Here is a 24,882-nt window from a genome sequence, read left to right as displayed (position 1 = left end):
CAAAACCTATCAACCCCAACCCGCCACGTCAGGCGCCAACGCAACAGACCCGGGTTATCCACACCGCCCCGCGCAACATTTGGTATTCAAAGGCCAAATCACCACAAATCACATCAGGAATCACAGATGAATCTCTCCAAAACGCAAACCCACACGACTCGCCCAAACATCAACAGCCTCACACACGCCTGGGGATCAATCGCGCAATCGGAACCCGGATCAAAAGCAAAACTCCGATACCAGTCAGATACAGCAACGGCTCAAGCTGCCACCCTTTGCGCAGGATGACAAAGTGGATGCCTCCCAAAGCCACCGCCGGATAGACCAACCAATGCAGTCGGCGCCAGTTCGCACCAAGCTTACGGATGGAATAGCGGTTGGACGTGATCGCCAGCGGGATCAGCAGCAGTAAACCGGCCATGCCGATGGTAATATAGGGGCGCTTATAGAGGTCAGCGATGATCTGACTCGGAATGCGGACATCCAAAAGCAGCCAGACCAAAAGATGCAGCACAATATAGAAGAAGGCGATCAGGCCAAGCGCACGGCGGAATTTAAACAGGTTGATGCGCGCGTAAGTGCGCAGGGGCGTCACGCAAAGAGAGGCAATCAGAACCTGAAGGCCCAAAATGCCAATCGCATGTTCCATCGCTTTGATCGGCTCAACGCCCATGCGCCCAGTGACCCCGGCATAGAAGTACCACGCAGGCGGGATCAGCGAGCCTATATAAAGAGGCCAGGTCGGGATCTTGCGGGCAAGGCGATTGATCTGGTCTCTCACGGCTTAATACTCTTTGCTCAGGTTCATGCCTTTATACAGGCTGGCAACCTGGTCTTCGTAACCGTTGAATTTGATCGTCGCGATCCTGGGGGCAAACACGCCACCACCAATGCGGCGCTCGCTGGCTTGGGTCCAACGCGGGTGATCCACCTCTGGGTTGACGTTGGAATAGAATCCATACTCGCGATGATTGATCGCCTTCCACGTGTTCACCGGCTGGGTCTCCATCAAAGTGATTTTCACAACCGACTTGATCGACTTGAACCCGTATTTCCATGGCACCACCAAACGCAGCGGTGCGCCGTTTTGATTGGGCAGCTCTTTGCCATAAAGCCCGGTCGCCATAATGGTCAGGGGATGCATCGCCTCGTCCAAACGCAGGCCCTCGACATAGGGCCAATCCAAAATGGCGCGCTTTTGCCCCGGCATTTCTTCCGGGCGATAGAGCGTTTCAAAGCGGACATATTTGGCAGAGGGTTCGACACCCGCAAGTTCGAGAAGCTGGCGCAGTTCAAACCCGTTCCACGGGATCACCATCGACCAGGCTTCGACACAGCGGAACCGATATATGCGCTCGTCGATATCCATCTTAGCGAGGATATCCCCAAGACCATAAGAGCCCGGACGCGACACCAGCCCGTCGATCTCGACAGACCATGGATCAGTGGTCAGCGATCCGGCATAACGCGCAGGGTCTTCCTTGCCGGTGCCAAACTCATAGAAATTGTTATAGGTGGTGATCTCTTTAAAGCTGTTCGGCGTCTCAGTGGTGTCGAAGCCTTTGATCTGAAACTCCGGCACCTCCTGCGCACGCGCGCCCGTGGCGGCCAACAGACCCGCCCCGGTGATCCCGCCCAAAAGGGCACGACGATTAAGGTAGGTCTGTTCCGGCGTAACAGTCGAGTAAGGCAGGCTGTGCGTCTTGGACATGGGTCGCTCCTCTTGGCTTTAGAAGAGAGTAGCCCGGCCCGCATCAACCGCCAAACAAACTCATGTCACATCTGCGTTGGGGTTTTGTAACTTTCCGCATCAAAACTTGGCACAATACGGTCCAGCGGGATCGACGTCCCATCGGCCTGAACGATGCGCACATGACGTCGCCGCATTTGCCGAGGCTCCAACACACCAACCGAATGCGCGATCATTTCAAGCTCATAGGTCGAGGCCTTGGCGTAGGCTGCAACCTTTTTATACTTGTCATTGACCACAAGCCCGCCCTGAAGATGCGGATCATGGGTGGTGATGCCGGTGGGACAGGTGTTCTTGTTGCATTTGAGTGCCTGAATACAGCCCAGAGAGAACATAAAGCCGCGCGCCGAGGCGACAAAATCCGCGCCAGCGCAAATCGCCCAAGCAATATCCGCAGGATTCACAAGCTTGCCTGCCGCCACAATCCGAATGCGATCATGCAGACCGTATTTGTCGCGCAAATCGACAATGCGGATCAGCGCTTCTTTGATTGGCATCCCCACAAGGTCAATCAGCGGCATCGGGGCCGCGCCTGTGCCGCCTTCGCCACCATCAATGGTGATGAAATCCGGCGCGCACTCCGGCCCGCGCTCGGCGATCATCTCAAAGAACTCCGCCCAAGGCCGCGATGAGCCGACGACGAATTTGAACCCAACGGGTTTGCCGGTGACTTCGCGGATGTGGCCGATGAAATCCAAAAGATCGCTAAAATCATCCACTTCGCGGTGGCGGTTCGGGGAAATGCCGTCTTCACCCGGTTTCAACCCACGGATTTGCGCAATCTCTGGCGTGATCTTGGCGGCGGGAAGAATGCCCCCTTTGCCAGGTTTTGCCCCCTGCGACAGTTTGATTTCAAACATCCGCACGGTTTCATGCGCCGCCATCGCGCGCAACTTGTCATCATCCAGATTGCCCGCGTCATCGCGAATGCCGTATTTCGCTGTACCAATTTGATAGACAAGATCCGCCCCACCCTCCAAGTGGAACGGCGACAAACCGCCCTCGCCGGTGTTCAACCAAATGCCCGCTTCCTTCGCGCCCTTTGAAAGCGCCAAAACAGCCGGTTTGGAAATCGCGCCATAGGACATGCCGGAAATGTTAAAGATGGATTTGGCGGTGTAAGGCACCCGGCAATGCGGACCGATCACCATCGGGTCCGTGGAGGTGAATTGATCATCGAGCGGCGGAAATGGCGCGTTCATGAAGATCGGTGTGCCCGGGATCGACAGGCTACGGGTTGAACCAAAGGCCACGGTGTTGCCCTTGCCATCCGAGGCGCGATAAATCCAGTCCCGCTGGGCGCGGTTAAACGGCATTTCTTCGCGGTCCATGGCAAAGAAATATTGCCGAAAGAATTCGCCCAAAGAGGAAAACAAATGCCGAAAGTGGCCGATAACGGGATAGTTGCGCAGGATCGCGTCCCGTGTCTGGCGTTTGTCGAGGACATAAAGGGCCAGCGCCGCCAGCGCCATGAACCCAATTGCCAGAACAAAGATAAGCGCGAGCACCTGAAGGGCCCCCATTGTCCAATGCCAAACCGTCATAGAAAACCTCGTGAGCTGATGCTGTGCGTTGCCGGACCCTGCCACAGTGACACGGAAACGCAACCGCCTTTCCGTGCATGTTAGCGTAAACGTTCCCGCGTCAGCGTGCAGAGCAAACATCCTGCAGTGCAGCGTGACAGGCGACATCAGATATGACTAGGATCGGCAGATAAAAGGGAAGCCTATATGTGGAAAGCACTCACCATCTGTCTGGCCATCACGTTGAGCGCAGGGAGCGCCATGGCCGAAGGGATCACCCATAAAATCGCCATCCATGTCGACGACAGTGACATGCGGGTGATGAACATGGCGCTCAACAACGCAAGCAACGCGCGCGCCTATTTCAACTCCATCGGCGACACTGTCATTCTTGAAATCGTCGCCTATGGTCCGGGGTTGCAAATGTTTCTCAAAGACCAAAGCCCTGTGGCGGACCGGATCGAAATCATGGCGCTTGAGTTTCACGACGTACAGTTTTCGGCCTGTGAAAACACTCTGCGCGCGATGAGCAAGAAAATGGACAAGCCGCTTGAGGTGCTCGACGAGGCGATTGTCGTGCCCTCCGGTGTCGCGCGGTTGGTGGAATTGCAAGAAGCGGGCTACAGCTACATCAAGCCGTAAGAGACGACAGAAAAAGGCGGCCCGCACAGGCCGCCTTTTCCGAGCTTCAAGATGTGCTGGGTCAGTGAACCACGGCATCATCCGGTTTGGACTGATGGGTCGCCCCGGTTTTTTCCCCGATCAAAAGCCCGCCAGAGCCAGCAGAAACCGGGAGCGTATCGCCATCCACGACATCGCCCGACAGCAACAGTTCCGCCAGCGGGTCCTGCAACGCGCGTTGGATCACACGTTTCAAAGGCCGCGCACCAAACACCGGGTCATAGCCTTCGTTGGCCAGCCATCCTTTGGCACCGGAATCCACCGCCAAACCAATGTTGCGTTTCGCCAGACGCTTTTCGAGCAACGCAAGCTGGATCTCAACGATCCCACCCATGTCCTCGCGCCCAAGCCGATCAAAGATGATCGTCTCATCCAGACGGTTGAGGAACTCTGGCCGGAAATGCGCCCGCACCGCGTCCATCACATCGCGTTTGGCTGCGGCATTGTCCGCGCCATCCGGCAATTGGCTCAGCGCCTGCGCCCCAAGGTTCGACGTCAGGATGATCAGCGTCTGTTTAAAGTCCACGGTCCGGCCCTGACCATCGGTCAGAATGCCATCATCCAAGACCTGCAACAGCACGTTGAACACATCCGGGTGGGCCTTTTCGACCTCATCGAACAACACGACCTGATAGGGTCTGCGCCGCACGGCCTCGGTCAAAACACCACCCTCGTCATAACCGACATAGCCCGGAGGCGCGCCGATCAGGCGAGACACGCTGTGTTTCTCCATGAACTCAGACATGTCGATGCGCACCATCGCATTGTCATCGTCAAACAGGAACTCAGCCACCGCTTTGGTCAGTTCGGTTTTCCCGACGCCCGTTGGCCCAAGGAAGAGGAACGATCCCAACGGACGGTTTTCGTCATTGAGACCCGCCCGCGCGCGCCGCACCGCATTGGCAACGGCATGAACGGCGGTCTCCTGACCAATGACCCGTTTGTGCAGGCCATCTTCCATCCGCAACAGCTTGTCGCGTTCGCCTTCCAACATCTTAGAGGTCGGAATCCCGGTCCAGCGCTCGACCACGCCGGCGATCTGCTCCGGTCCTACGGCCTCTTCGACCATGAGATCCTGATCTTCTGCCGCTTCGGCCTCCACCAGCTTTTTCTCAAGCTGCGGGATCACGCCGTAGGACAGCTCACCCGCCTTGGCCAGATTGCCCTCGCGTTTGGCGATTTCCAAATCGGCTCGCGCCCGGTCGAGTTTCTCTTTCAGGTCGCGCGCGCCCTCGAGTTTTTGCCGCTCGGCTTCCCATTTCGCCGTCATCGAGTCGGATTTCTCCAACAGATCTGACAGCTCTTCTTCGAGTTTCTCAAGCCGCCGTTTGGAGGCCGCATCCTCTTCTTTTTTCAAAGCCTCGGCTTCAATCTGAAGCTGAAGGATAGAGCGGTCCAGCGCATCCAATTCTTCGGGCTTGCTGTCCACTTCCATCCGCAGGCGCGACGCCGCCTCATCGACCAAGTCGATGGCTTTGTCCGGCAAGAACCGATCCGTAATATAGCGGTGGCTGAGCGTCGCCGCCGCCACCAGCGCCGAGTCCGAAATCCGCACCCCGTGGTGGAGTTCGTATTTTTCTTTGATGCCACGCAGGATGGAGATCGTGTCCTCGACTGTCGGTTCTTCAACCACAACGGGTTGGAACCGCCGCGCCAAAGCCGCGTCTTTTTCCACATATTTGCGGTACTCGTCCAAGGTCGTCGCACCGATACAATGTAACTCCCCGCGCGCCAGCGCCGGTTTGATCAGGTTCGCGGCATCCATCGCCCCGTCTGTTTTGCCCGCACCCACAAGTGTGTGCATCTCATCAATAAAGAGGATGACTTCGCCACTCGCGGCTTCAATCTCTTTGAGAATGGATTTCAACCGTTCCTCAAATTCACCGCGATATTTCGCACCGGCAATAAGCGAGCCCATATCAAGCGCCAAGAGGCGTTTGTTTTTCAGGCTCTCCGGCACGTCGCCGTTGACGATCCGCAGCGCAAGCCCTTCGGCAATCGCGGTTTTACCCACGCCCGGCTCCCCGATCAAAACCGGGTTGTTTTTGGTGCGGCGTGACAACACCTGCATGGAGCGACGAATTTCTTCGTCACGGCCAATGATCGGGTCAATCTTACCCTCACGCGCCGCTTCGGTCAGATCACGCGCATATTTGTTCAGGGCATCATAGCCATCTTCGGCCGAGGCACTGTCGGCCGTGCGGCCTTTGCGGATGTCATTGATTGCCGCGTTCAGTTTCTTGGCGTCAATGCCACCTGCTTCCAACGCATCCTTGGCCTTGGATTTTACAATCGCAAGCGCGGTCAAAAGCCGTTCGACGGGCACAAAACTATCGCCTGCCTTTTTGGCAAGCTTCTCGGCCTCATCAAGGACTTCGGCAATGCTCCGATCCAAATAAATCTGACCCGCGTCGCCGGTGACCTTGGCGATTTTACCCACGGCAGCCTCGACAGCAGACAGGACCAGTTTCGGGTCACCGCCGGCATTTGAAATAAGGTTGGTTGCAAAGCCCTCTTCGTCGTCCATGAGGGCTTTCAAAAGATGCTCCGGCACCAAACGTTGGTGATTTTCGCGCATCGCAATGGTCTGTGCCGCTTGGATAAACCCGCGGGCACGTTCGGTGAATTTCTCCATATTCATACTGTCTCTCCTTCAGTAAGCGTCCCGCAATCGCGATGCCCGAATACGGCACATCTTGGGGTGGGACCTTGATCTTTAGATGGGGTCAGATCGCAGGCTCCGCAAGAGGGACTGTTGCCAAATTGAAACATTTTCACAGCCGACCTCGCCGCCCCTAAACCGCATTGGGCACATCCGGCTCTTGACCCACGCGGGCGTTCTGCGCAGGAAGGGGAAACCTGTGAAAGAGGATGCTCCCATGACCGCTGATGACCGCCTGATCGTTGCCCTTGATGTCCCAAATGTCGTGCAAGGCCTCGCCTTGGCCGACAAAATCGGCGATGCCGTATCGTTTTACAAAATCGGGCTTGGCATGTTGACGAGTGGCGGCTTTGCCTTGGCCAATGAGCTTAAACAAGAGCGCGGCAAACGCATCTTTTTGGACATGAAATTCTTTGACATCGGGGCCACTGTTGAAAACGCCGTGCGCGGCGTGGCCCAGCATGACATGGATTTTCTCACCGTCCATGGCGATCCTTATGTGGTCAAAGCCGCGAAAGAGGGCGCGTCCGGGTCTGACATGAAAATCCTTGCGGTCACGGTGCTGACCTCTTTGGACCGGGCCGATCTGGACGGTGCGCTGATCAAATCCGGCGAGATCCGCGATCTGGTGCAAGAACGCGCGGGCAACGCTTTTCTAGCGGGGGCCGATGGCGTGATTGCCTCACCGCAGGAGGCCGCTCTGATCCGCGCCCTGCCCGAAGCCCGTGGCAAACTGATCGTCACCCCCGGCGTACGACCGATGGGGGCCGCGCTTGGCGATCAAAAACGTGTGGCAACCCCGGCGCAGGCCATTCGCGATGGCGTCGATCATATCGTGGTCGGGCGTCCGGTTTGGCAAGATGCGAACCCGCGTGAAGCGGCGCTGCGTATTCAGCACGAGATTGCCAACGCCCGCACATGGAACCAGTGACGTTTTCCTAAATCACAGCCCGAGCGCATCAAGCGCCCGGGTCAATCTTTGACGCAAAGAGATCACAGCGTCAGAGCGGGTGGTGAAATCGCGTGCGGGCATCCACGCCCAACACTGCCCTTCATCGCCCAAACGCACATCCTGATCCGCGAGCTCCTCCCACCGGGCGACAAAGAAATGCACCTTTGTCTCCGGGTTGGAGTGACCGTTCTCTTCGACGTGATAGATCACGCGAGACAGCTCGATTTTGATCGAAAGTTCCTCAAACAACTCGCGGGCGGCTGTCGCAAACGGCGTCTCCACCCCTTCGCGTCCGCCGCCCGGAAGGTCCCATTGATTGGGATAGGGAATGTCGGGGCAATCATCGCGCAACAGCGTCAGGACATCATCCCCACGCAGAATCGCGATCTTCGCCCCATCAAAGGGCCGCACGACGTCAAACGTCGTCATTGATGTCTTTGTCCCAGACTTTGACCTGACCTTTGCGAATGCCAAACACTTGACGCATCGCAAACCATGCCAAAAGTGAAATCACCGCAAAAATCAGCACCAAAACCGCTAGGTTCGATCCGAACCAGCCCAAAAACAGCAACAGCGCCACAATTGCCGCGCCCACAGCAAAGCCTAAAAACACAAAACCCGCGACCATGACCTCAAGCGCGAACAAGATGATCGCAGCCAAGCCCCAGACCCACCATTCCAAAAACAGAATGACTTGCTCCATCACGCTTTGCCTTTGAACAGTTTGAACGCGTCGCCAAAGGCCTCCAAAGCCGCCGCCGGAACCACGATGGTTTGTTTGCCCGAGCCTTCGCCCAAGGAAACCAGCGCCTCAACCTGCTTCAAAGCCACTTGGTATTGCGCGGCCTCCAGACCGTTTTTGGCAATCGCTTCGGCAACAACACCCGTGGCGTAGGCTTCGGCATCGGCCTGCACCCGGCGGGCTTTGGCGGTTTGCTCGGCGGAATAGAGTGCCGCATCGGCGGCCAGTTCGACAGAGCGCTTTTGACCTTCCGCTTCCATCACCGTCGCACGGCGGGCCCGCTCGGCGTTGAGCTGTTGCATCATCGCGGCGCGGGTGGCCTCATCAAGGTTCACGTCAAGGATTTCAGCCCGCGTCACCTCGATACCCCAATCATTCACCGCCTCTTCCACCGATGCTTTGATCGTCGTGATCAATGAGGATCGGTTGGATTGCACCTCATCCAACTCCATTTTCCCGATCTCAGAACGCACAATCCCGGCCACAGTCGTCGCAATAGCGGCATCCACATCACGAATCCGGTACACGGTCCGCTCGGGTTCGGTGATGCGGTAAAACACCGAGGTTTCGACTTTGACCAACACGTTGTCCGAGGTGATCGCGTCCTGCATCGCATTGGGAAGCTGGCGTTCAAGAATGGAAATTTTATGGGCCACAATGTCGATCAAGGGGATGACAAAGTTGATCCCCGGGCCAAGCACGGTGCGCAGACGACCGAACCGTTCAACGACAAATTTCTCAGACTGCGGGACAATCCGCACGCCTTTGAGAACAAGCAAAACAATGAAAAACGCCAAGGCCAAGGTGACAATATTGCCGCCGGTGAGAAACTGGTAAGGATCGAACTGGTTCATGAAAACTTTCCCGATGACATGGAATAATGGGGCCGAGGATAGCCCTTCTCTTTAGGTGGGTATAGACTGACAGGAGGTCAAGGAACACCCATATGCCCGCGCTTTGCCGTGATTGCCTTACGATGTTTGAAACTGGTGCTCGCTGCCCCGCCTGTGGGCGGCCGAGGGTGATTGCGCATCCCGAACTGTACGATCTGGCCATCGCGCATATGGATTGCGACGCGTTCTATGCCTCCGTGGAGAAACGCGACAATCCTGAATTGCGCGACAAGCCGGTGATCATCGGCGGCGGCACACGGGGGGTGGTTTCGACCGCCTGTTACATCGCGCGGATCAAAGGGGTTCGCTCAGCCATGCCCATGTTCAAAGCCCTCGCCCTTTGTCCCGAAGCGGTGGTGGTTCCCCCCCGCATGGCAGCCTATGCCGAGGCTTCGCGCGCCATCCGCGACATGATGAACGAACTCACCCCGGATGTGGAACCCCTCTCGCTGGATGAGGCATTTATGGACCTGCGCGGCACGGCGCGGCTGCATGGTCGCCCGCCAGCGGTGATGTTGGCCCGGCTGGTCAAACGGATGCATACGGAGTTGGGGCTGACCGGATCTATCGGGCTGAGCCACAACAAATTCCTCGCCAAAGTCGCGTCTGATTTGGACAAGCCGCGTGGGTTTTCCGTCATTGGTGCCGCGGAAACTCTGGCGTTTCTGGCTCCAAAACCCGTGAGCCTGATCTGGGGCGTTGGCCAAGCCACCCGCACCTCTTTGGAAAAGGCTGGGATACGGACCTTTTCCGATTTGAGGCGCTGGGAGAAAGACGATTTGCACCAGCGGTTCGGTTCAATGGGGGATCGGCTTTGGCACCTGGCACGCGGCCAAGACAGCCGTAACATTTCCGCCAAACGCCCGGTCAAATCCATCTCCAAAGAGACCACCTTCTTGGAAGACACCGCTTCGCTCGACATTTTGGACGGGCATATCTGGCGACTGGCTGAACAGGTCTCCGACCGCGCCAAAGCCAAAGAGACTGCGGGGCGGGTGGTCACGCTCAAACTCAAATGCAGCAATCACAGCACGCTGACGCGACGTGTGACGCTGCATGAACCCAGCAATATGGCCGACAAGATGTATCGCACTGCACGCGGACTTTTGGATGGCGCGATCGACAAAGGACCGTTTCGATTGATCGGTGTCGGCCTCTCGGATTTGGTGCCCGCCGATCAGGCGGATGTCTCGGCGGATTTACTCGACCCGGATGCGATCAAACGCGCCCGCGCCGAACGCGCCAGCGATGAGATTCGTCGCAAATTTGGCAAAGACGCGATTCGCAAAGGCCGCGCGCTTCGGTAGATGCGGCTTATTCCGCCGCCAAAGGCAGCCGCTCGACCCCGATGTCAGCAATCACTTCCGCCGCCGCACTGACACGCGCCCGAATATCACTAAAATCGGGGCGCGGCTCAAGTGTGCACTCATCCATATAAAGCGAGCGATCAATTTCAACCTGAACCGCGTGACACCGCCGCGCCGGATGGCCGTAATGCTGGGTCACAAATGCACCTGCAAAGGGCACATTGCGCGACACTTCAAAGCCTTGTTGCCGAAACGCGCGCTCCACTTCGCTTACGACACCCGGATTGGCCGATGCGCCGTAGCGATCACCAATCACCACTTCGGGCCGCCGTCCTTTGCCACTGCGCACCACAGACAAAGCCTCACGCGGCATCGAATGACAATCAATCAAAATGGATTGGCCGAACAAGGCCAGCGATTCGTCGATCACCGCCTGAAGCAACCGGTGATAGGGCTTCCACACGGTCCTGATCCGTTGTTCGGCCTCTTCCCGGCTGATTTTCCCACGATAGATCGACCGCCCCCCCGCGACCACACGCGGAATCACCCCAAGCCCCGAGGCAATGCGCGGATTTAACCCGACGCGGGTGACGCCCGCCACCAAAGCCGGGTCCATTTCATCGACGCGCCGATTGAGATCAACCCAAGCCCTTGGATAGGTGGCCGACACCATCACCGCACCGAATCGTGGGACATCAGCATAGAGCCGATCCACATGCGCATCCTCAGAAGATCGGAGCTGAAGCGGGCTTAGAATCGACTGTTGTACCATCTCGGTGGGATAATCGCGCCCACTGTGAGGCGACGCAAAGACCACACAAGAGGTTCTCCTCTCTGGTCTTTGCAACAGATACGGCACTTTGCTCATGGGCACTCCCTTTCACCACGAACTATAAAGCCTTTTGTGCTTTTTCTGAATCACGAAAAGCGGAAAAGACCCCCTCCGGGTCACTCCTGTGGGCGTTTTGCATCCAATCCGTACCACCGATAAATTGCAAAACGCTTTAGACGCTGAAATTCAATGTCAAAAGTCCTTGAACAATCATTCGACTCCTCTTATACGCACCTCCACTGACGCGGGAATGCCCCGCGTCTTGTTCTTTGCGCTGCGAAGCGAAACGAGAACAAGGCGCGAGTTTCCCAAGGAGGAATGGGTGTATAGCTCAGTGGTAGAGCACTTCGTTGACATCGAAGGGGTCACAAGTTCGAACCTTGTTACGCCCACCATTCTCCACCGTTAGATTGGTTTTAACAGGCGCACGCAGGCGCCGCGAAAAGGAGAAAGACTATGAAAGTTCGTAACTCGCTCCGCTCGCTGAAAAACCGGCACCGCGACTGCCGCGTCGTGCGCCGTAAAGGCCGCGTGTACGTGATCAACAAGACGCAGCGCCGTTTCAAAGCCCGTCAGGGCTGAGATCAGCAGCGATCAAAAAAAGCCGCTCGTGTTTCACGGGCGGTTTTTTTATGCCTACAGATCAAACAGGGCGCGCCGCCCCGACATCGACCGGGACGGCATGTCCTTTAAACTTTGCGGTAAATCTCATCCTCAAGTTCAGATGTGTCCACACCCAACGTTTCAAGCCCGCTTTCAAGGTAATCCGACAAAAGCGGAATGCCCAAAAGGTAGCGTTCCGTCGGGGCTGAGGCCTCCGTCTTGGCGGTTTCAAACGCCTCGTCATACTCATCAAAGGTCTCGCGTCCGACCCACATGATCGCCACCAATGCGGCTTTTTCGTCATCATTGAGGCCACGGATAAAGCTGGCCAATTCTCGTTCGGTGCCGTCAGAGGACCGGGATTCAAGAATCGTATCCGCATCGGCCTCATCAGATGGCGTATCCCAACGCCCCACCTTCGCGCCAAGCTCGCGGGCGCGGACAATCACAAAGGCAACTTTGTTTGGGCTGATATCCATCTTTCGCGTCCTCCAACTGTGCGTAAATGTTTGGTTCGTCTGTGGTAAACCACTGTGCAACGTCCGATATTAAGCGAACATGACACAGGTCAACACGCACAAAAGCCTACTCTGCTCAGAGCTTTGGCGCAATCGCTCCGACGTTTGAAACGCTCACGACGTCGGCATCGGGCGCGAGCTCTTCAAAGTCGAAATTATCAAGCCGATTGGCCCGTTTCCCGGCCTTTTCCGCCGAGATTTTGATCTCTTCGAGGTCTTTCGAGGCTTGGCCAAAATGCCGGTCCAAATTGCCGACGCGCTGCCCCAACCGTTCCACATCCCCGGACAAAAGCGACAATTCCTTGCGAATGGCCCCCGCCTGTTCGCGCATCCGGGCGTCTTTGAGAATCGCCCGCATCGTGTGCAACGTCGCCATGCAGGTGGTGGGCGACACGATCCAGACCTTTTTATCAAACCCCTCGCGCACCAGCTCCGGGAAATTGGCATGAAGCTCGGCATAGACCGCCTCTGAGGGCAAAAACATCAACGCGCCATCGGCGGTTTCGCCCTCAAGGATGTATTTTTCGGAAATGTCAGAGATATGCTTTTTCACCGAAGTCCGCATCATTTTCGCGGCCTCGTTCAGCTCCCATTGCGTGTCCGCACGCCGCAACGCCTCATAAGCCTCAAGTGGGAATTTGCTATCGACCACAATCGGTCCCGGCGGGTTTGGCAGGTGGATCAAACAATCGGCGCGCCGTCCGTTTGAGAGCGTCGCCTGCAACGTATAGCTGTCTTTCGGCAACGCCTTGCTGACGATGTCATTGAGCTGAATTTCGCCAAAGGCACCACGGGTTTGCTTGTTCGACAAGATGTCTTGCAGCGACAACACATTGCCCGACAGCTTTTCGATATTCGCCTGCGCCTTATCAATCGTCTCCAGCCGTTGCTGAAGCTCGCCTAATGAGTGCGCCGTGCGCCGCGCCGACCCCTGAAGGTTCTCGGACATCGCCAAAGACACATCGGACAGCCGTTTCTCCATCATCTGGATCATGTGGCTTTGTGCGGCGGCCTGGGCCTCGGAGACGTGTTGAAGCCCGCCCGCGAGTTGATGTTGCCCATCTGAGAGATGTTGAACCGTCTGACCCAAGCGCCCCATTTGCTGCATCATCGGTCCGCTCATCCGCATCGCAGCACCAGAGCGGCGCACCGACACAAACAGCAAAATCACCATGATCAAAACCAGCGCCGCGATGCCGCCAAACATCAAGATCAGCATCTGATCCAGCGCCACTCCCGTCTCCGTTATGTTGCCCATCAGGTCCGTCCGAACAGCCGTTCAATGTCGGACAGCTTGAGCTCGACATAGGTCGGACGGCCATGGTTACACTGACCCGAATGGGGCGTGGCCTCCATTTTGCGCAGCAAGGCGTTCATTTCCTCGGCATGCATCCGGCGACCTGAGCGGATCGAGCCATGGCACGCCACACGCGACAACACCGCCTCGATCCGAGCCTGGACAGTGTGACTGTCGCCCAAATCGGCCAGCTCGTCCAAAATGTCATTGATCATCGCCTTGGCATCAACGCGGCCCAGCACCGCAGGCGTTTCACGCACCGCAATCGCACCGCCGCCAAAGGGTTCGATCACCAACCCGAGCCGGGCCAGATCCTCGGCCAGATCCAAAAGCATCTGCGCGTCATTGGCGGAGAGATCCACCACTTCGGGGATCAAAAGCGCCTGTGATCTGACGCCATGTTCCGCCATCTGAGTTTTCAGTTTTTCATAGACCAGCCGCTCATGTGCGGCATGTTGATCGACGATCACAATGCCACGTTCCGTCTGAGCAATGATGTAATTTTCATGCACCTGCGCGCGCGCCGCCCCCAAAGGCAGGGCCTCGGTTTCGGGCTGTTGCGCGACCTGTTCCATCCGTGCAGAGGGCGCAGACATTTCGGCAAATCCCGGCGTCGTATTGCGCACGGGGTGTTCGGGCGCTTGCCACGCATAGCTTTGCGCCGCCCCTCGGTTGAGGGGCGATAGGGCGCGGCGTACCCGGCCATCGAAGGGCGATCCATTTGATAGACCCGCGGTTCCGTCACCTCCGGGCGCATTGCGCCCAAGGTTGCATTGGCCACCGTGGTCGACGCCCGATGCCCCGCCCCCGCCAAAGCATGACGCAGCGCCGAAACGATCAGCCCACGCGCAATGCCAGGATCGCGAAACCGCACTTCGGATTTCGCCGGATGCACGTTCACATCGACCAAATGCGGATCACATTCGAGGAACAAACAGGCCGCCGGATGGCGGTCGCGCGAGAGAAAATCAAAATAGGCGCCGCGCAGTGCTCCGACCAAAAGTTTGTCGCGCACCGGCCGGCCATTCACAAACAGGAACTGGGACACCGCAGAGCCGCGCGAATAGGTCGGCAACGCGGCATAGCCGGTCAGCGTCAAGCCTTCGCGCTCGGCATCAATCGCCAAAGCATTTTCGGCAAACTCTTTGCCCAAAACCTTGGCCAGACGTCCGTGCAGCGCATCAAACATATCGCCATTTTCGGGATCGACCCGGAACACCACCCGGCCTTCGCCGCCGCCCGACACATCGCGTAGCGTAAAGCCGACATAGGGTTCAGCCATGGCCAGACGTTTGATCACGTCCGAAATCGCCTGTGCCTCGGCCCGATCAGTGCGCAGGAATTTCAACCGCGCGGGCGTGGCGTAAAACAAATCACTCAATTCAACCACGGTGCCACGCGTCAAAGCGGCGGGTTTCACCGGGTCCATATAGCCGCCAGAGACCGACAGGGTGACACCCTCGCCGCCCTCGACACGAGAGGTGATTTTGAGCCGTCCAACAGCGCCCAGAGAAGGCAAAGCCTCGCCGCGAAAGCCAAAGGTGTGGATGTCCAAAAGATCGGAACCGTCGATTTTTGACGTGGCATGACGTGACAGCGCCAAGGGCAGGTCATCGCCAGTCATGCCACAGCCGTCATCACTCACCCGAATAAGGGTTTTGCCGCCATCGGCATAGTCGATCTCAACCCGGCGCGCACCCGCATCAATGGCGTTTTCCACCAGTTCTTTGACGGCAGAGGCAGGCCGTTCGACCACCTCCCCCGCCGCGATGCGGTTGATCGCGCCCTCATCCAGTTGACGGATCACAGGACGCGATTGGGATCGCGGCTCATCTTGGCTTATGTTGCGGTGAGGTAAATTCATGCCACTAGAGGTAGCATAATATTCTCCGATTCGACCACGACATTTCGACGTGGCTTTTCACCCGCCAACTCAGTTGGTTTGAAGTCCATCAGGCTGACCGACGACGACAAATGTCAGCGTCTGAGGATCATAAATCCGTTTGATCACCCGGTTTATGTCCTCCAAAGTGACAGCAGTCACCAAGTCATTGCGCGTGGCGATATAATCCGTAGAGAGCCCATCCATTTGCATACCCACAAGAATGCGCGCGATCGGCCCGTTGCCATCAAACCGCAACGCATAGGCGCCGGTCAGATAGGTTTTAGCCATATCAAGCTCTTCCTCGGTGATGCCATCAGCGGCGATTTTGGCCCATTCCTGTTTGACCACATCCACAGCCTCGGACACCGAGCCATTGCCGGATGAAAACTGTCCCATGATCAGCTCTGAATGGTCAAAAGCGACAAGATAAGCCCCGATTCCGTATGTCAGCCCGCGCTTTTCACGCACCTCACGCATCAAGCGAGAATCAGCGCCACCGCCCAGGATTTCATTGGCGATATAGGCCGGGATGAAATCGGGATCATCGCGCCGAATGCCCTTTTGGCCAAAGATCACAACGGATTGCGGTGTTTCAAACGGCACAACCGTGACACCACCGGCCAGAGCAGGATCGACACGGTTCGGCACCTCTGGCCCAGTTGCGGGAAGATCGCCAAGCAGATCATCCAAAAGTGTGGACAGCTCCTGAGCCGAAATATCCCCCACCGCGCCAACATAAATCCGATCGCGGGTCATCACACGGGACTTGGCGGCAAACATATCATCTCGGGTCAGGCCAGCGACGCTATCAAATGTGCCATTATCGTCGCTGCCGTAAGGATGATCGCCAAAGGCCATCGTATTGAACGCCTTAGAGGCAATGTCGCCGGGATCGGTTTCAGCATTGCGCAAGATCGACATCACCTGCCCGCGCACCCGATCCACCGCATCTTGGTCAAAGCGTGGCTCCATCAGGGCCTGACGCAAAAGCTGCATCGCTTCATCCCGGTTCTCCGTCAAGAACCGGGCGGAAATGGTGACCGAATCCTTATAGGCACCGAAATCAAAACTTGCGGCCAAGGCATCGCGGGCTTTGGCAAAGCCCTGCGCGTCCATATCGCCTGCGCCCTCTTCCAAGGTCGCCATCATCAAATTGACCTCACCGCGCTTGCCGGGACGATCCAACACTGTGCCGCCGCGAAAGCTGATTTCAAGGGCGGTGAAGGGGATCGAATGTTCCTCGACCAACCATGCTTTGATCCCGCCCGGCGTAGTGATGTCTTGGATCTCAACGGCGGCTTGCACGGGGAATGCGAACCAAACCAGCGCCATCAGCGCGACTGCGAAACGTTTCATCCGTTTGCCCCTTGTTGTGTCTCGGGTTGTTGCGCTGGCATAAGCCAACCTGTCACCGCATGACGGCGGTCAAACACCTCTGCGGCGGCCGCCATCACATCCTCCGGCGTCACCGCCTGAAGACGATCCGGCCAGGCCTCAATATCCTCAATCGACAGGCCAATCGCCAGTTCTTCGCCATATTGACGCGCGAGCCCTTCGATGTTGTCTTCGGCATAAATACGTCCGGCGCGCAGTTGGGTTTTGAGCCGCGCCAATTCATCCAGATCAATCCCGTCCGCCATGAATTTGGCAAGAGCTGCGTCCAGCGCATCCTCGCCGTCTTGCAGGGACACCCCCGGCTTTGGCACCATCACAAGACTAAAGGTGCCCTCGTCAATGGAAGAGCCATCATAATAAGCGCCGGCATAGATCGCCTTGGGGTTTTCAAACGTGAGCCTGCGCGCCAGAAAAGAGGTCGTTGAATTGCCCCCAAAAGCTCGGCCAAAATGCTCAGAGCGGCAGCTGTTTTTTGATCGCCGGGATTGCGCTCCGGGGCCAGATAGGTCCGCGCCACCGAGGGCTGCGCCACGCGCGCGTCCGTCATGGTCAAACGCCGTTCGGCCAATTGTGGCGGCTCAGAGGGGCGCACACGTGGGCCCAAATTTGGCGTTGGCTCAATCGGGCCGTAATAGGTTTTGGCCAGCTCATAAACCGCATCGGGATCAACATCCCCGGCGACAACCAAGATCGCATTATTGGGCGCGTAATAGCGGTGATAGAACGCAAAGGCGTCTTCACGATTGAGCTGTTCCATCTCATGCCGCCAGCCGATCACCGGGACGCCATAAGGATGATTCATATATTGAGCGGCGCGGGTTTGTTCGCGAAACAAAGCGCCGGGGTCATTGTCCGTGCGCTGGTTGCGCTCTTCCAACACCACCTGACGTTCCGTTGCGACATCCTCTTCGGTCATCTGAAGATGACGCATCCGATCCGCTTCCATCTCCATCATCAGGCCCAGCCGATCGGCGGCAATGCGTTGATAATAGGCGGTATAATCCCATGAGGTGAAGGCATTGTCCGAACCGCCATTTCGCGTCACGGTCTCAGAAAGCTCTCCTGCGGCCATTTTATCGGTGCCTTTGAACATCAAATGTTCAAGGAAATGCGCGATGCCGCTTTTGCCCATGGGTTCATCGGCGGCCCCGACTTTGTACCACACGGTATGGGCCACTACAGGGGCGCGGTGATCTTCGAGCACCACAACCTGCATGCCATTGTCGAGCGTATATGTGCTGACATCGGCCGCAAAAACGGGGGTAGAAAACGCAATCAGGGCTGCGATTAAGCCATGTTTCATCCGGTCACCTTCTTTGTCGGGTCCATTCGCGGACGACAAGCCCATAGTTGCGCGCAAACTGCGTGAAGGGCAAGGTGAGGTGACGGGGATTTGATCAGTCCGGAGGCGGGTTTAGTCCTGAGGCGCAGAGGGCACCACAATGCCCAAGGCGCGCAAGCGTTCCCATTCCGCGACAGCATCCAGAGCAAGACCGCGATAGGCCCGTTCGTAGGATTTTCCACCAAGGCCAAGCAAGCCAGAGCGGGCTTTGCTGCGGCGGGCGTCCGATTTCGCCAAATCAGCGCGAATCAAAGGGTCCACCCCATAGCGCGAGGCATAGCTAACGATGCCGCCATCAATCCCGGTTGCGGGCGGCACACGCCCTCCAAGCGCCAAAATCGCATCGGCTTTCGGCGTTGCATCCGTCAGATTGGTCCCTCCAGGCGTTGGCACCGGCAGAGAGGAAAAACTTGCGGGCTGCTGAAGTGGCTTGTTGGGCACGAGGCCAAACTCATCCGGTCCGATTTTGACCGCATTCGGCGTCAATTCGCGGCTCTGGCCACAAGCCACGAGCGCCGTCAAAGCCAAGAGGCACATGCCCGTGCGAACCGATTTTGAAACCATAAGACTTTCCTCCGCACCATCGCGTCAGAGCTATGTTTAGACCAAGGCGCGGTCAAGGTCACGCGCGGTTTTTGCGCTCGCCCGTGAAAAGGATAAGACCAAAGGCCCCAGCAAAAATGGCAATATCGGCGACATTGAACGCATAGGGATTTTTAAAGCCGCAGCAGGAGGTGTTCAGAAAATCCGCCACAGCGCCATAAAGGATGCGGTCCAAGGCATTGCCCAACGCGCCACCAATCAAAAGACCGGCACTGATTTGACCAAGCCGGGAGAAGTTTTCGCGTTTGACCCAGCTCAGGACCCAAGCCGAAATCACCACCGCCAAAATCACCCACCCCCAGCGCAAAAGCGCGCCATGTTCCGCGAAAAGCCCGAAATTCGCCCCGCGGTTCCATGCCATCCGAAACACCAGATAGGGGGGGACGACCTCGATCTCCCCCACCGATCTCAGATTGAGCGCATGGACCACGACCCATTTGCTGAGCTGGTCGATCACAAAAGTGATCAGCGCTGCATAAGCCGTGATCCGCATGTTGTGCCCTCAGTGACGGAAGTGACGCATGCCAGTAAAGACCATGGCGAGCCCGGCCTCGTTTGCGGCATCAATCACGTCGTTGTCGCGCATCGAGCCACCCGGCTGAATGACGCAGGTCGCACCTGCGGCCGCCGCTTCCAACAACCCGTCAGGGAAGGGGAAGAACGCATCAGATGCCACAGCGGAACCAATGGTCAGCGGCTGTGGCAGCCCCATAGCTTCGGCCATACGCTCAGCCTTTTTCGCCGCGATCAAGGCCGAGTCGAGACGCGACATTTGCCCCGCACCCACGCCCACGGTGGCTTGGTTCTTGACGTAAACGATGGCATTGGATTTGACGTGTTTCGCCACTTTCCACGCGAACAACAGATCTTTCATCTGCTCGGGTGTCGGCGCTTTCTCGGTGACGACTTTCAAATCATCCATGCCGACAAAACCCGCATCCTTGTCTTGGAACAGGTAACCACCCGCAACCTGACGGATGGTGTTGAGCTTGGCCAACACGTGCGGCAGGCCTTCGGTGGTCAACAGGCGCAGGTTCTTTTTCGCGGCGAAAATCGCTTTCGCCTCATCGGACGCGCCGGGGGCAATCACCACTTCGGTGAAAATCTCGGTGATGGCTTTGGCGGTTTCTGCGTCAAGCGCTTGGTTCAGCGCGACAATGCCACCGAACGCCGAAGTGCGGTCACAATCGAACGCGTTTTGATAGGCTTCCAAAAGCGTCGCACCTTTGGCCACACCACACGGGTTGGCGTGTTTGATCACCGCCACAGCGGGGCTTTCCGCCGGGTCAAATTCGGCCACCAATTCAAACGCCGCATCGGTGTCGTTGATGTTGTTGTAGGACAGTTCTTTGCCCTGATGCTGGGTGAAGGTCGCCACACCGGGACGGTCCGAACCATCGGTGTAAAACGCCGCAGATTGGTGCGGGTTTTCGCCATAGCGCAGGGTCTGTTTGATCTGACCGGCCACCACTCGGCGGCGCGGCGCGGTCTCGCCAATCGCATCGGCCATCCAATTGGACACGGCGGCGTCATAGGCGCCGGTGCGGGCATAGGCGATTTGCGCCAGCTTTTGACGGAACGCATAGGTGGTCTGACCATCATTGGTCTCAAGTTCGGCGATCAACGCATCGTAATCTTCGACATCCACCACAGTGGCGACAAACCCGTGGTTCTTGGCCGAGGCGCGGATCATTGCAGGCCCGCCAATGTCGATGTTCTCGATCATTTCGTCATAGTCCGCGCCGCGCGCCAAAGCGGCCTCAAACGGGTAGAGGTTCACCACCAAAAGGTCGATGCCACCAATCCCGTGCTCGTCCATCGCTTTGACATGCTCGGCATTGTCGCGCAGCGCCAAAAGACCACCGTGCACTTTCGGGTGCAGCGTTTTGACCCGGCCGTCCATCATCTCCGGGAACCCCGTGACCTCAGAGACGTCTTTTACGTCCAAACCCGCATCGCGCAGCGTTTTGGCGGAGCCGCCCGTGGACAAAAGCTCAACACCCTTTCCGGCCAAGGCGCGGCCCAACTCGATAAGGCCAGTTTTGTCAGAAACGGAAAGAAGTGCGCGACGCACAGGGTAAAGGTCGGTCATGTGGCAGTCCCCAAGGTAGCTCGAATGCAGGTCAGATCAGATCTCTGATCAACTCAAAGTCTCGTCGTCCATCTCAAGATCGCGGAGCGTCGTGGGCGTTTCCTGCGCTTTCGCGAGAGTCCAACGGACGCGCGTCGCATAATCCATTGCGGTCGCAGATAGAACCACTTGTTTCGCCGCACGCGGCTTTAATCGCGTTTTTTCGAGATAAACCGACCGTTCCAGGCTTAATTTCGCCCGTCCATCGTGGCGAAACACCCAAACCTCGCCGGATTTGAGCGCCATCGACACCGCCGCGCCCCCCATATCCAGTTCCGCATCCACATCGGGATGAAGGTGAAACCGGACCTGAAACGGGATGCCCTGAAGTTTCAACCGATCCATCATCCGATCAAACTGCGCCTCATCGGCGGCGGTGATCGTGGCCAATGTGTCTTCGCCTGCAATCCCGCGCCCATCGCGTGACAATTCGATCTGACGCACATGGGTCAACCCATGGGTGCGCATATAACCATTGTGTCCGGCGACGAACCCGCCGCCATCCTCAGAGACCCGGCGTTCAAGGCGCACATCGGTCGGCACATCGACCAAATATTCGCGCAAATGCCCGCCGATGATCTTTTTCGGACCAAGCCGCGATGAGGAAAACCCGTCGATGCCAAGCGTCGAATGCGACGGGGTTGCCCGCCCGGCGCGCCGCCATTCCGGGCCAAAACTGGCCCCTGCCCCGCAATTGACAATCAACGGTCGCCGCCCGGACGTTAGCTCAAAGGCAAGCGTCGAAGCATGAGCATTGAACGAGCTTTCAAGCCCCGGAGGGGGGCCACATCAACGATGATCGAGGTGCGCCCTGCCGAGAGTCTGAGATAGCCCATATGCAGCTCTTCGCCGGGCGCAGCTTTGTTTCCTGAGGCCGCCAGTGCGTGGTCCAATCGGCCCTCCGTGCCACGCCCACCGCCATGAAACCGCGCCAATCCGCCGTCTGAATGGCGCAGCGCGCGCAGGGTCGGGGCAATGCGGTCTATCGCGGCCAAATGCGCCTCTTCGGCAATTTTCCCGGCCTCAGACAACGCGCTCGCGGCCCAGGTCAAAAGCGTGAACACTTCCAGCAATTCTTCGGGGTTGCGCGTCGGCAGACCGCCCTCTGTATCAATCTGGGTCTGGCATTCATGCGCCAGCGCGGTCACGGCGGGGGAGACGTGTTCTTCCATCCCCTCAAGCGACAGCCCCGCGTAAATCAACCCGGTCAGAGCCTCAAACCGGGGCAGGCCCGGACTGGCCGTTTGCCAGCGCCGAGACAGAAAAATCGTTTGTTGGGCAAGGGTTTGAAAAAAGGCGTTGGAGACTTCGGTCTCACGGCCCGACAGGAAAAACAGCGCGTGATTGATCCAGCGGATCAGCCGACGCCCTGTTAGATCCGGCGTCCACCCCGGTCCCGTGCCGCGCGCATAGCGGTCCATCCAGACTTCGATCCAGTCCTGCACCCGCGTGCGCGCATTGATATCGCCAACGGCAGCCAGATCATCCATCCAGGCAAAGCCATGCAGCTCTTCGACAAAGGCAGAACTCGGCGCATCCAAGTCCCAAATTGACGTGTTCGGCGCCTCAATAAGAAAGCCCGCGAATAAAAAATTCCCGGCGATGAGTTGCCGCCCGCGCGCAAAAGAACCGATAGATTTGGGCTCAGGTTGCGAGACAAATCCGGTCGCAGGCTTTGCACGCGCGGCACGCCACGCATGAAACTGGTTCATGCGGCGAACGGTCTTTGCGCGCCAATCCTCGCTGTCTGACATACGGGCCTGCCTCACCCTGTTTTCGGGTTATTCTCGTTTGCCCGCAAAGATAGCGGGCGGGGGCCGGGATGTCATTGGGAAATGGCCGCGATTTTAGCCCCGGCGCAGAACCGTGATAAAGAATCCGTCCAATCCGCCAAAATCCGCCCAATAGTCAGGCCGCGTGCGCAGCCCTTCTGCGCCGATCCAGTTGGGATCAACGCCCTCAATGTGCAGCGCATCAAGATCAACAACCAAATCAGGGTGGCGCAATTTCGCATCGCGCACCTGTTCTTCGCCCTCATCAATGAGCAGGCTACAGGTGCAATAAATCAGCCGTCCACCGGGTTTAAGTAGGCCCAAAGCTCGGTCAATCAGATGCTCTTGCAACTCAAACAGACCGGGAAAATCGGAGCCGTCTTTGACCTGCGGCAGATCCGGGTGACGCCGGATCGTGCCCGTTGCCGTACAGGGCGCATCCAGTAGAATCGCATCAAACGGACCATCTTCGTATTCCAGCGCATCACCGATGACGATTTCAGCGCTCAAGCCACATCGCGTCAGGTTTTCTTGCACCCGTTTCATCCGGGATTCGGAAATATCGAGCGCCGTCACAACGGCCCCAGCCGCAGAAAGCTGCATGGTTTTGCCACCCGGTGCGGCACACATATCCAACACACGTTCGCCTGAGCGCGGCGCGAGGATGCGCGCAGGCAAAGCGGCAGCGGCATCTTGCACCCACCATGCGCCTTCGGAGAATCCCTCAAGTTTGGTGACCTGAACCGACGGATCAAGCCGCAGAGAGCCTGTTGGCAAGACTGTACCGCCCAGCGTTTCGGCCCATCCGGTCATGTCCCCCTTAATGCTCAAGTCCAGTGGCGCTCCCTGCGCGTGGGCCGCTTCCATCAAGGCCACGGCCTCTTTGCCAAAATCCGCGATCAACGGTTTGCGCAGCCATTTTGGCATCATCGGCGCGGGCAGCGCGTCCCATTTGTCTTTACTCGCGTCGATTTTGCGCAGAACCGCGTTGACCAAGCCTTTGAAATGGCTTGCCTTGGCGCGTTCTTGCATCAAAGCGACATAGGCATTCACCACCCCATGTGCGGCCTCACCCACGGCGCAGATTTCATAGACACCAAGGCGCAGCGCATTCATTACATGCGGCGCAGGGCGTTTGGTCAAATGCGGGCCAAGCATCCGGTCACAACGGTCCATCACCCGCAAACATTCGCTCACCAATCGCTGCGCGCGGGCGCGATCTTCGGGCGTCAAATCTTTGGTGCGCAGCAACAGCACTTCGGACAAAAGCCGCTTTTCCACCAAAATGGCGTCAAGCAAAGCCAAAGCGGCACGCCGGGCTTCAAGCCCGGCAACGGAAGATGGGGTGTTGGTTGATCTTGTTTTCATGGCATTGGCGAGTATATCAGAAGGGCAAGCCGGACAAGGATTTCTCGATGAGCGACGACACACAAAAGCCCGCCTTAGATTCAAAGACCGATTTGCCCGCCGCCGCACAACGTGCTTTGGCCGAGGCCGAAGAGCGCCGCAAAGCCCGTGAAGCGGCGTTGGCGGACATGCCGATTGAATTGGGTGGCCGTGAAGGTCCCGAACCCGTGCGCTACGGCGATTGGGAGAAAAAGGGTCTCGCGATTGATTTTTAACCACGTGTGACGCGGGCTATCTTAGCGAAAAGCCCGCTGACGGCCCGGCCCCCTGATCGGCCGTAAAGCGAATTTTATCCGCACTGGCCGCGACCACTTGGCAATTCGGGCCTAAATCATCCGCGCCATGAAACAATGTGCGGCAAAAATATCCGTCCCGCCACGTCCAGTCGCCACTCACATCCTTACCAAAAGCACGACCTGTGATGCGGCCGTCCGTGCGCACCTCAAGCGTTATGCCGAGCCGCGTCAGCGCGCGTCCCTCAACGGTTGCAATGAAATCGGACTGAGTCTCAACCCGCGACAGGTCTTCGGCCTGCGCGGCGATTGGGACAGCCAAAACCAATAAGGCCATACGAAACATGACGCATC

At 57.6% G+C, this 24,882-nt stretch carries 21 protein-coding genes, 1 tRNA gene and 3 pseudogenes; 6 read left to right on the top strand and 19 right to left on the bottom strand.

The window, feature by feature from the left end; translation table 11 throughout:
* Window positions 1-178: 178 nt before the first annotated feature.
* The 3 genes from msrQ to DA792_RS18220 all read right to left on the bottom strand — a co-directional run bounded on the left by msrQ (window position 179) and on the right by DA792_RS18220 (window position 3,294).
* Window positions 179-781 carry a protein-methionine-sulfoxide reductase heme-binding subunit MsrQ gene (msrQ, locus tag DA792_RS18230; RefSeq protein WP_107721799.1) on the bottom strand — a complete coding sequence of 201 codons (603 nt, stop codon included), beginning with the start codon at window positions 779-781 and terminating at the stop codon, window positions 179-181.
* 3 nt (window positions 782-784) lie between these two features.
* Window positions 785-1,711 (bottom strand): protein-methionine-sulfoxide reductase catalytic subunit MsrP, encoded by a 927-nt coding sequence (msrP, locus tag DA792_RS18225; protein ID WP_107721797.1) that lies wholly within the window; start codon window positions 1,709-1,711, stop codon window positions 785-787.
* 65 nt (window positions 1,712-1,776) lie between these two features.
* Window positions 1,777-3,294, bottom strand: coding sequence for an FMN-binding glutamate synthase family protein (locus DA792_RS18220; protein ID WP_107721795.1), 1,518 nt, complete (start codon window positions 3,292-3,294; stop codon window positions 1,777-1,779).
* A 186-nt stretch (window positions 3,295-3,480) separates the two neighbouring features.
* On the opposite strand from DA792_RS18220, the gene DA792_RS18215 reads away from it, so the two are divergent.
* Window positions 3,481-3,915 (top strand): DsrE family protein, encoded by a 435-nt coding sequence (locus DA792_RS18215; RefSeq protein WP_107721793.1) that lies wholly within the window; start codon window positions 3,481-3,483, stop codon window positions 3,913-3,915.
* Window positions 3,916-3,976: 61 nt separating this feature from the next.
* Here DA792_RS18215 and clpB read toward each other — a convergent pair whose 3' ends face one another.
* On the bottom strand, window positions 3,977-6,595 hold the full coding sequence (clpB, locus tag DA792_RS18210) for an ATP-dependent chaperone ClpB (protein ID WP_107721790.1): 2,619 nt from the start codon (window positions 6,593-6,595) through the stop codon (window positions 3,977-3,979).
* A gap of 238 nt (window positions 6,596-6,833) precedes the next feature.
* On the opposite strand from clpB, the gene pyrF reads away from it, so the two are divergent.
* A complete protein-coding gene (pyrF, locus tag DA792_RS18205; protein ID WP_107721788.1) occupies window positions 6,834-7,547 on the top strand; it encodes an orotidine-5'-phosphate decarboxylase in 714 nt (237 codons plus the stop codon).
* A gap of 12 nt (window positions 7,548-7,559) precedes the next feature.
* Here the strand turns inward: pyrF and DA792_RS18200 are convergent, their stop codons facing one another.
* The 3 genes from DA792_RS18200 to DA792_RS18190 are packed head-to-tail and all read right to left on the bottom strand — an operon-like array spanning window position 7,560 to window position 9,164.
* Window positions 7,560-7,997 carry an NUDIX hydrolase gene (locus DA792_RS18200; RefSeq protein ID WP_107721786.1) on the bottom strand — a complete coding sequence of 146 codons (438 nt, stop codon included), beginning with the start codon at window positions 7,995-7,997 and terminating at the stop codon, window positions 7,560-7,562.
* On the bottom strand, window positions 7,984-8,271 hold the full coding sequence (locus tag DA792_RS18195) for an NfeD family protein (RefSeq protein ID WP_107721783.1): 288 nt from the start codon (window positions 8,269-8,271) through the stop codon (window positions 7,984-7,986). The genes DA792_RS18200 and DA792_RS18195 overlap by 14 nt, the downstream gene beginning before the upstream one ends.
* Window positions 8,271-9,164, bottom strand: a complete 894-nt coding sequence (locus DA792_RS18190; protein ID WP_107721781.1) for an SPFH domain-containing protein — start codon at window positions 9,162-9,164, stop codon at window positions 8,271-8,273. The genes DA792_RS18195 and DA792_RS18190 overlap by 1 nt, the downstream gene beginning before the upstream one ends.
* Before the next feature lie 92 nt (window positions 9,165-9,256).
* Between DA792_RS18190 and DA792_RS18185 the strand changes: the two genes are divergently transcribed.
* Entirely contained in the window at window positions 9,257-10,510 is a 1,254-nt protein-coding gene (locus tag DA792_RS18185; RefSeq protein WP_107721779.1) for a DNA polymerase IV, read from the top strand.
* 7 nt (window positions 10,511-10,517) lie between these two features.
* Here the strand turns inward: DA792_RS18185 and DA792_RS18180 are convergent, their stop codons facing one another.
* On the bottom strand, window positions 10,518-11,378 hold the full coding sequence (locus DA792_RS18180; protein ID WP_107721777.1) for an N-formylglutamate amidohydrolase: 861 nt from the start codon (window positions 11,376-11,378) through the stop codon (window positions 10,518-10,520).
* Window positions 11,379-11,662: 284 nt separating this feature from the next.
* Here DA792_RS18180 and DA792_RS18175 point away from each other — a divergent pair.
* Together DA792_RS18175 and ykgO are read left to right on the top strand one after the other, a co-directional pair.
* A tRNA-Val gene (locus DA792_RS18175) sits at window positions 11,663-11,737 on the top strand.
* A gap of 61 nt (window positions 11,738-11,798) precedes the next feature.
* Entirely contained in the window at window positions 11,799-11,924 is a 126-nt protein-coding gene (gene ykgO / locus DA792_RS18170) for a type B 50S ribosomal protein L36 (RefSeq protein WP_005850168.1), read from the top strand.
* Window positions 11,925-12,031: 107 nt separating this feature from the next.
* Here the strand turns inward: ykgO and DA792_RS18165 are convergent, their stop codons facing one another.
* The 10 genes and pseudogenes from DA792_RS18165 to DA792_RS18120 form a co-directional block, all read right to left on the bottom strand.
* A complete protein-coding gene (locus DA792_RS18165) occupies window positions 12,032-12,424 on the bottom strand; it encodes a DUF3775 domain-containing protein (protein WP_107721775.1) in 393 nt (130 codons plus the stop codon).
* A 115-nt stretch (window positions 12,425-12,539) separates the two neighbouring features.
* Complete coding sequence (locus DA792_RS18160) at window positions 12,540-13,721, bottom strand: DNA recombination protein RmuC (protein WP_107721773.1); 1,182 nt, start codon at window positions 13,719-13,721, stop codon at window positions 12,540-12,542.
* Window positions 13,721-15,624: pseudogene (gene mutL, locus DA792_RS18155) on the bottom strand (DNA mismatch repair endonuclease MutL). Before mutL ends, DA792_RS18160 begins: the two are co-directional and overlap by 1 nt.
* A gap of 69 nt (window positions 15,625-15,693) precedes the next feature.
* Window positions 15,694-17,001, bottom strand: coding sequence for a M16 family metallopeptidase (locus DA792_RS18150; RefSeq protein ID WP_107721771.1), 1,308 nt, complete (start codon window positions 16,999-17,001; stop codon window positions 15,694-15,696).
* Window positions 16,998-18,343 (bottom strand): annotated as a pseudogene (locus DA792_RS18145) (M16 family metallopeptidase). Before DA792_RS18145 ends, DA792_RS18150 begins: the two are co-directional and overlap by 4 nt.
* Window positions 18,344-18,454: 111 nt before the next feature.
* Entirely contained in the window at window positions 18,455-18,946 is a 492-nt protein-coding gene (locus DA792_RS18140; RefSeq protein ID WP_107721769.1) for a DUF3035 domain-containing protein, read from the bottom strand.
* 58 nt (window positions 18,947-19,004) lie between these two features.
* Window positions 19,005-19,478 (bottom strand): signal peptidase II, encoded by a 474-nt coding sequence (gene lspA, locus DA792_RS18135; protein ID WP_107721767.1) that lies wholly within the window; start codon window positions 19,476-19,478, stop codon window positions 19,005-19,007.
* Window positions 19,479-19,487: 9 nt separating this feature from the next.
* Window positions 19,488-21,077 (bottom strand): bifunctional phosphoribosylaminoimidazolecarboxamide formyltransferase/IMP cyclohydrolase, encoded by a 1,590-nt coding sequence (gene purH / locus DA792_RS18130; protein ID WP_107721765.1) that lies wholly within the window; start codon window positions 21,075-21,077, stop codon window positions 19,488-19,490.
* Between the two features lie 48 nt (window positions 21,078-21,125).
* A pseudogene (locus DA792_RS18125) lies at window positions 21,126-22,870 on the bottom strand (heparinase II/III family protein).
* Between the two features lie 93 nt (window positions 22,871-22,963).
* Window positions 22,964-24,256, bottom strand: a complete 1,293-nt coding sequence (locus tag DA792_RS18120; RefSeq protein ID WP_107721764.1) for an RsmB/NOP family class I SAM-dependent RNA methyltransferase — start codon at window positions 24,254-24,256, stop codon at window positions 22,964-22,966.
* Window positions 24,257-24,303: 47 nt separating this feature from the next.
* Here DA792_RS18120 and DA792_RS18115 point away from each other — a divergent pair, with 47 nt between their 5' ends.
* Window positions 24,304-24,510 carry a DUF1674 domain-containing protein gene (locus tag DA792_RS18115; RefSeq protein ID WP_107721762.1) on the top strand — a complete coding sequence of 69 codons (207 nt, stop codon included), beginning with the start codon at window positions 24,304-24,306 and terminating at the stop codon, window positions 24,508-24,510.
* A 16-nt stretch (window positions 24,511-24,526) separates the two neighbouring features.
* Here DA792_RS18115 and DA792_RS18110 read toward each other — a convergent pair whose 3' ends face one another.
* On the bottom strand, window positions 24,527-24,874 hold the full coding sequence (locus DA792_RS18110) for a dihydrodipicolinate reductase (RefSeq protein ID WP_107721759.1): 348 nt from the start codon (window positions 24,872-24,874) through the stop codon (window positions 24,527-24,529).
* Between the last annotated feature and the right edge of the window lie 8 nt (window positions 24,875-24,882).

It is taken from the genome of Celeribacter baekdonensis (genome assembly GCF_003047105.1).
In the GTDB taxonomy this organism is placed as follows: domain Bacteria; phylum Pseudomonadota; class Alphaproteobacteria; order Rhodobacterales; family Rhodobacteraceae; genus Celeribacter; species Celeribacter baekdonensis_B.
Note: the sequence above shows the minus strand (reverse complement) of the source record. Positions and strands in the feature narration are given on the sequence as shown.

What these genes read in the sequence shown, in the direction of transcription:
- msrP (WP_107721797.1), bottom strand. Translation starts at nt 1,711, where the DNA reads ATGTCCAAGACGCACAGCCTGCCTTACTCGACTGTTACGCCGGAACAG.
- DA792_RS18220 (WP_107721795.1), bottom strand. Translation starts at nt 3,294, where the DNA reads ATGACGGTTTGGCATTGGACAATGGGGGCCCTTCAGGTGCTCGCGCTT.
- DA792_RS18215 (WP_107721793.1), top strand. Translation starts at nt 3,481, where the DNA reads ATGTGGAAAGCACTCACCATCTGTCTGGCCATCACGTTGAGCGCAGGG.
- clpB (WP_107721790.1), bottom strand. Translation starts at nt 6,595, where the DNA reads ATGAATATGGAGAAATTCACCGAACGTGCCCGCGGGTTTATCCAAGCG.
- pyrF (WP_107721788.1), top strand. Translation starts at nt 6,834, where the DNA reads ATGACCGCTGATGACCGCCTGATCGTTGCCCTTGATGTCCCAAATGTC.
- DA792_RS18200 (WP_107721786.1), bottom strand. Translation starts at nt 7,997, where the DNA reads ATGACGACGTTTGACGTCGTGCGGCCCTTTGATGGGGCGAAGATCGCG.
- DA792_RS18195 (WP_107721783.1), bottom strand. Translation starts at nt 8,271, where the DNA reads ATGGAGCAAGTCATTCTGTTTTTGGAATGGTGGGTCTGGGGCTTGGCT.
- DA792_RS18190 (WP_107721781.1), bottom strand. Translation starts at nt 9,164, where the DNA reads ATGAACCAGTTCGATCCTTACCAGTTTCTCACCGGCGGCAATATTGTC.
- DA792_RS18185 (WP_107721779.1), top strand. Translation starts at nt 9,257, where the DNA reads ATGCCCGCGCTTTGCCGTGATTGCCTTACGATGTTTGAAACTGGTGCT.
- DA792_RS18180 (WP_107721777.1), bottom strand. Translation starts at nt 11,378, where the DNA reads ATGAGCAAAGTGCCGTATCTGTTGCAAAGACCAGAGAGGAGAACCTCT.
- ykgO (WP_005850168.1), top strand. Translation starts at nt 11,799, where the DNA reads ATGAAAGTTCGTAACTCGCTCCGCTCGCTGAAAAACCGGCACCGCGAC.
- DA792_RS18165 (WP_107721775.1), bottom strand. Translation starts at nt 12,424, where the DNA reads ATGGATATCAGCCCAAACAAAGTTGCCTTTGTGATTGTCCGCGCCCGC.
- DA792_RS18160 (WP_107721773.1), bottom strand. Translation starts at nt 13,721, where the DNA reads ATGGGCAACATAACGGAGACGGGAGTGGCGCTGGATCAGATGCTGATC.
- DA792_RS18150 (WP_107721771.1), bottom strand. Translation starts at nt 17,001, where the DNA reads ATGAAACGTTTCGCAGTCGCGCTGATGGCGCTGGTTTGGTTCGCATTC.
- DA792_RS18140 (WP_107721769.1), bottom strand. Translation starts at nt 18,946, where the DNA reads ATGGTTTCAAAATCGGTTCGCACGGGCATGTGCCTCTTGGCTTTGACG.
- lspA (WP_107721767.1), bottom strand. Translation starts at nt 19,478, where the DNA reads ATGCGGATCACGGCTTATGCAGCGCTGATCACTTTTGTGATCGACCAG.
- purH (WP_107721765.1), bottom strand. Translation starts at nt 21,077, where the DNA reads ATGACCGACCTTTACCCTGTGCGTCGCGCACTTCTTTCCGTTTCTGAC.
- DA792_RS18120 (WP_107721764.1), bottom strand. Translation starts at nt 24,256, where the DNA reads ATGAAAACAAGATCAACCAACACCCCATCTTCCGTTGCCGGGCTTGAA.
- DA792_RS18115 (WP_107721762.1), top strand. Translation starts at nt 24,304, where the DNA reads ATGAGCGACGACACACAAAAGCCCGCCTTAGATTCAAAGACCGATTTG.
- DA792_RS18110 (WP_107721759.1), bottom strand. Translation starts at nt 24,874, where the DNA reads ATGTTTCGTATGGCCTTATTGGTTTTGGCTGTCCCAATCGCCGCGCAG.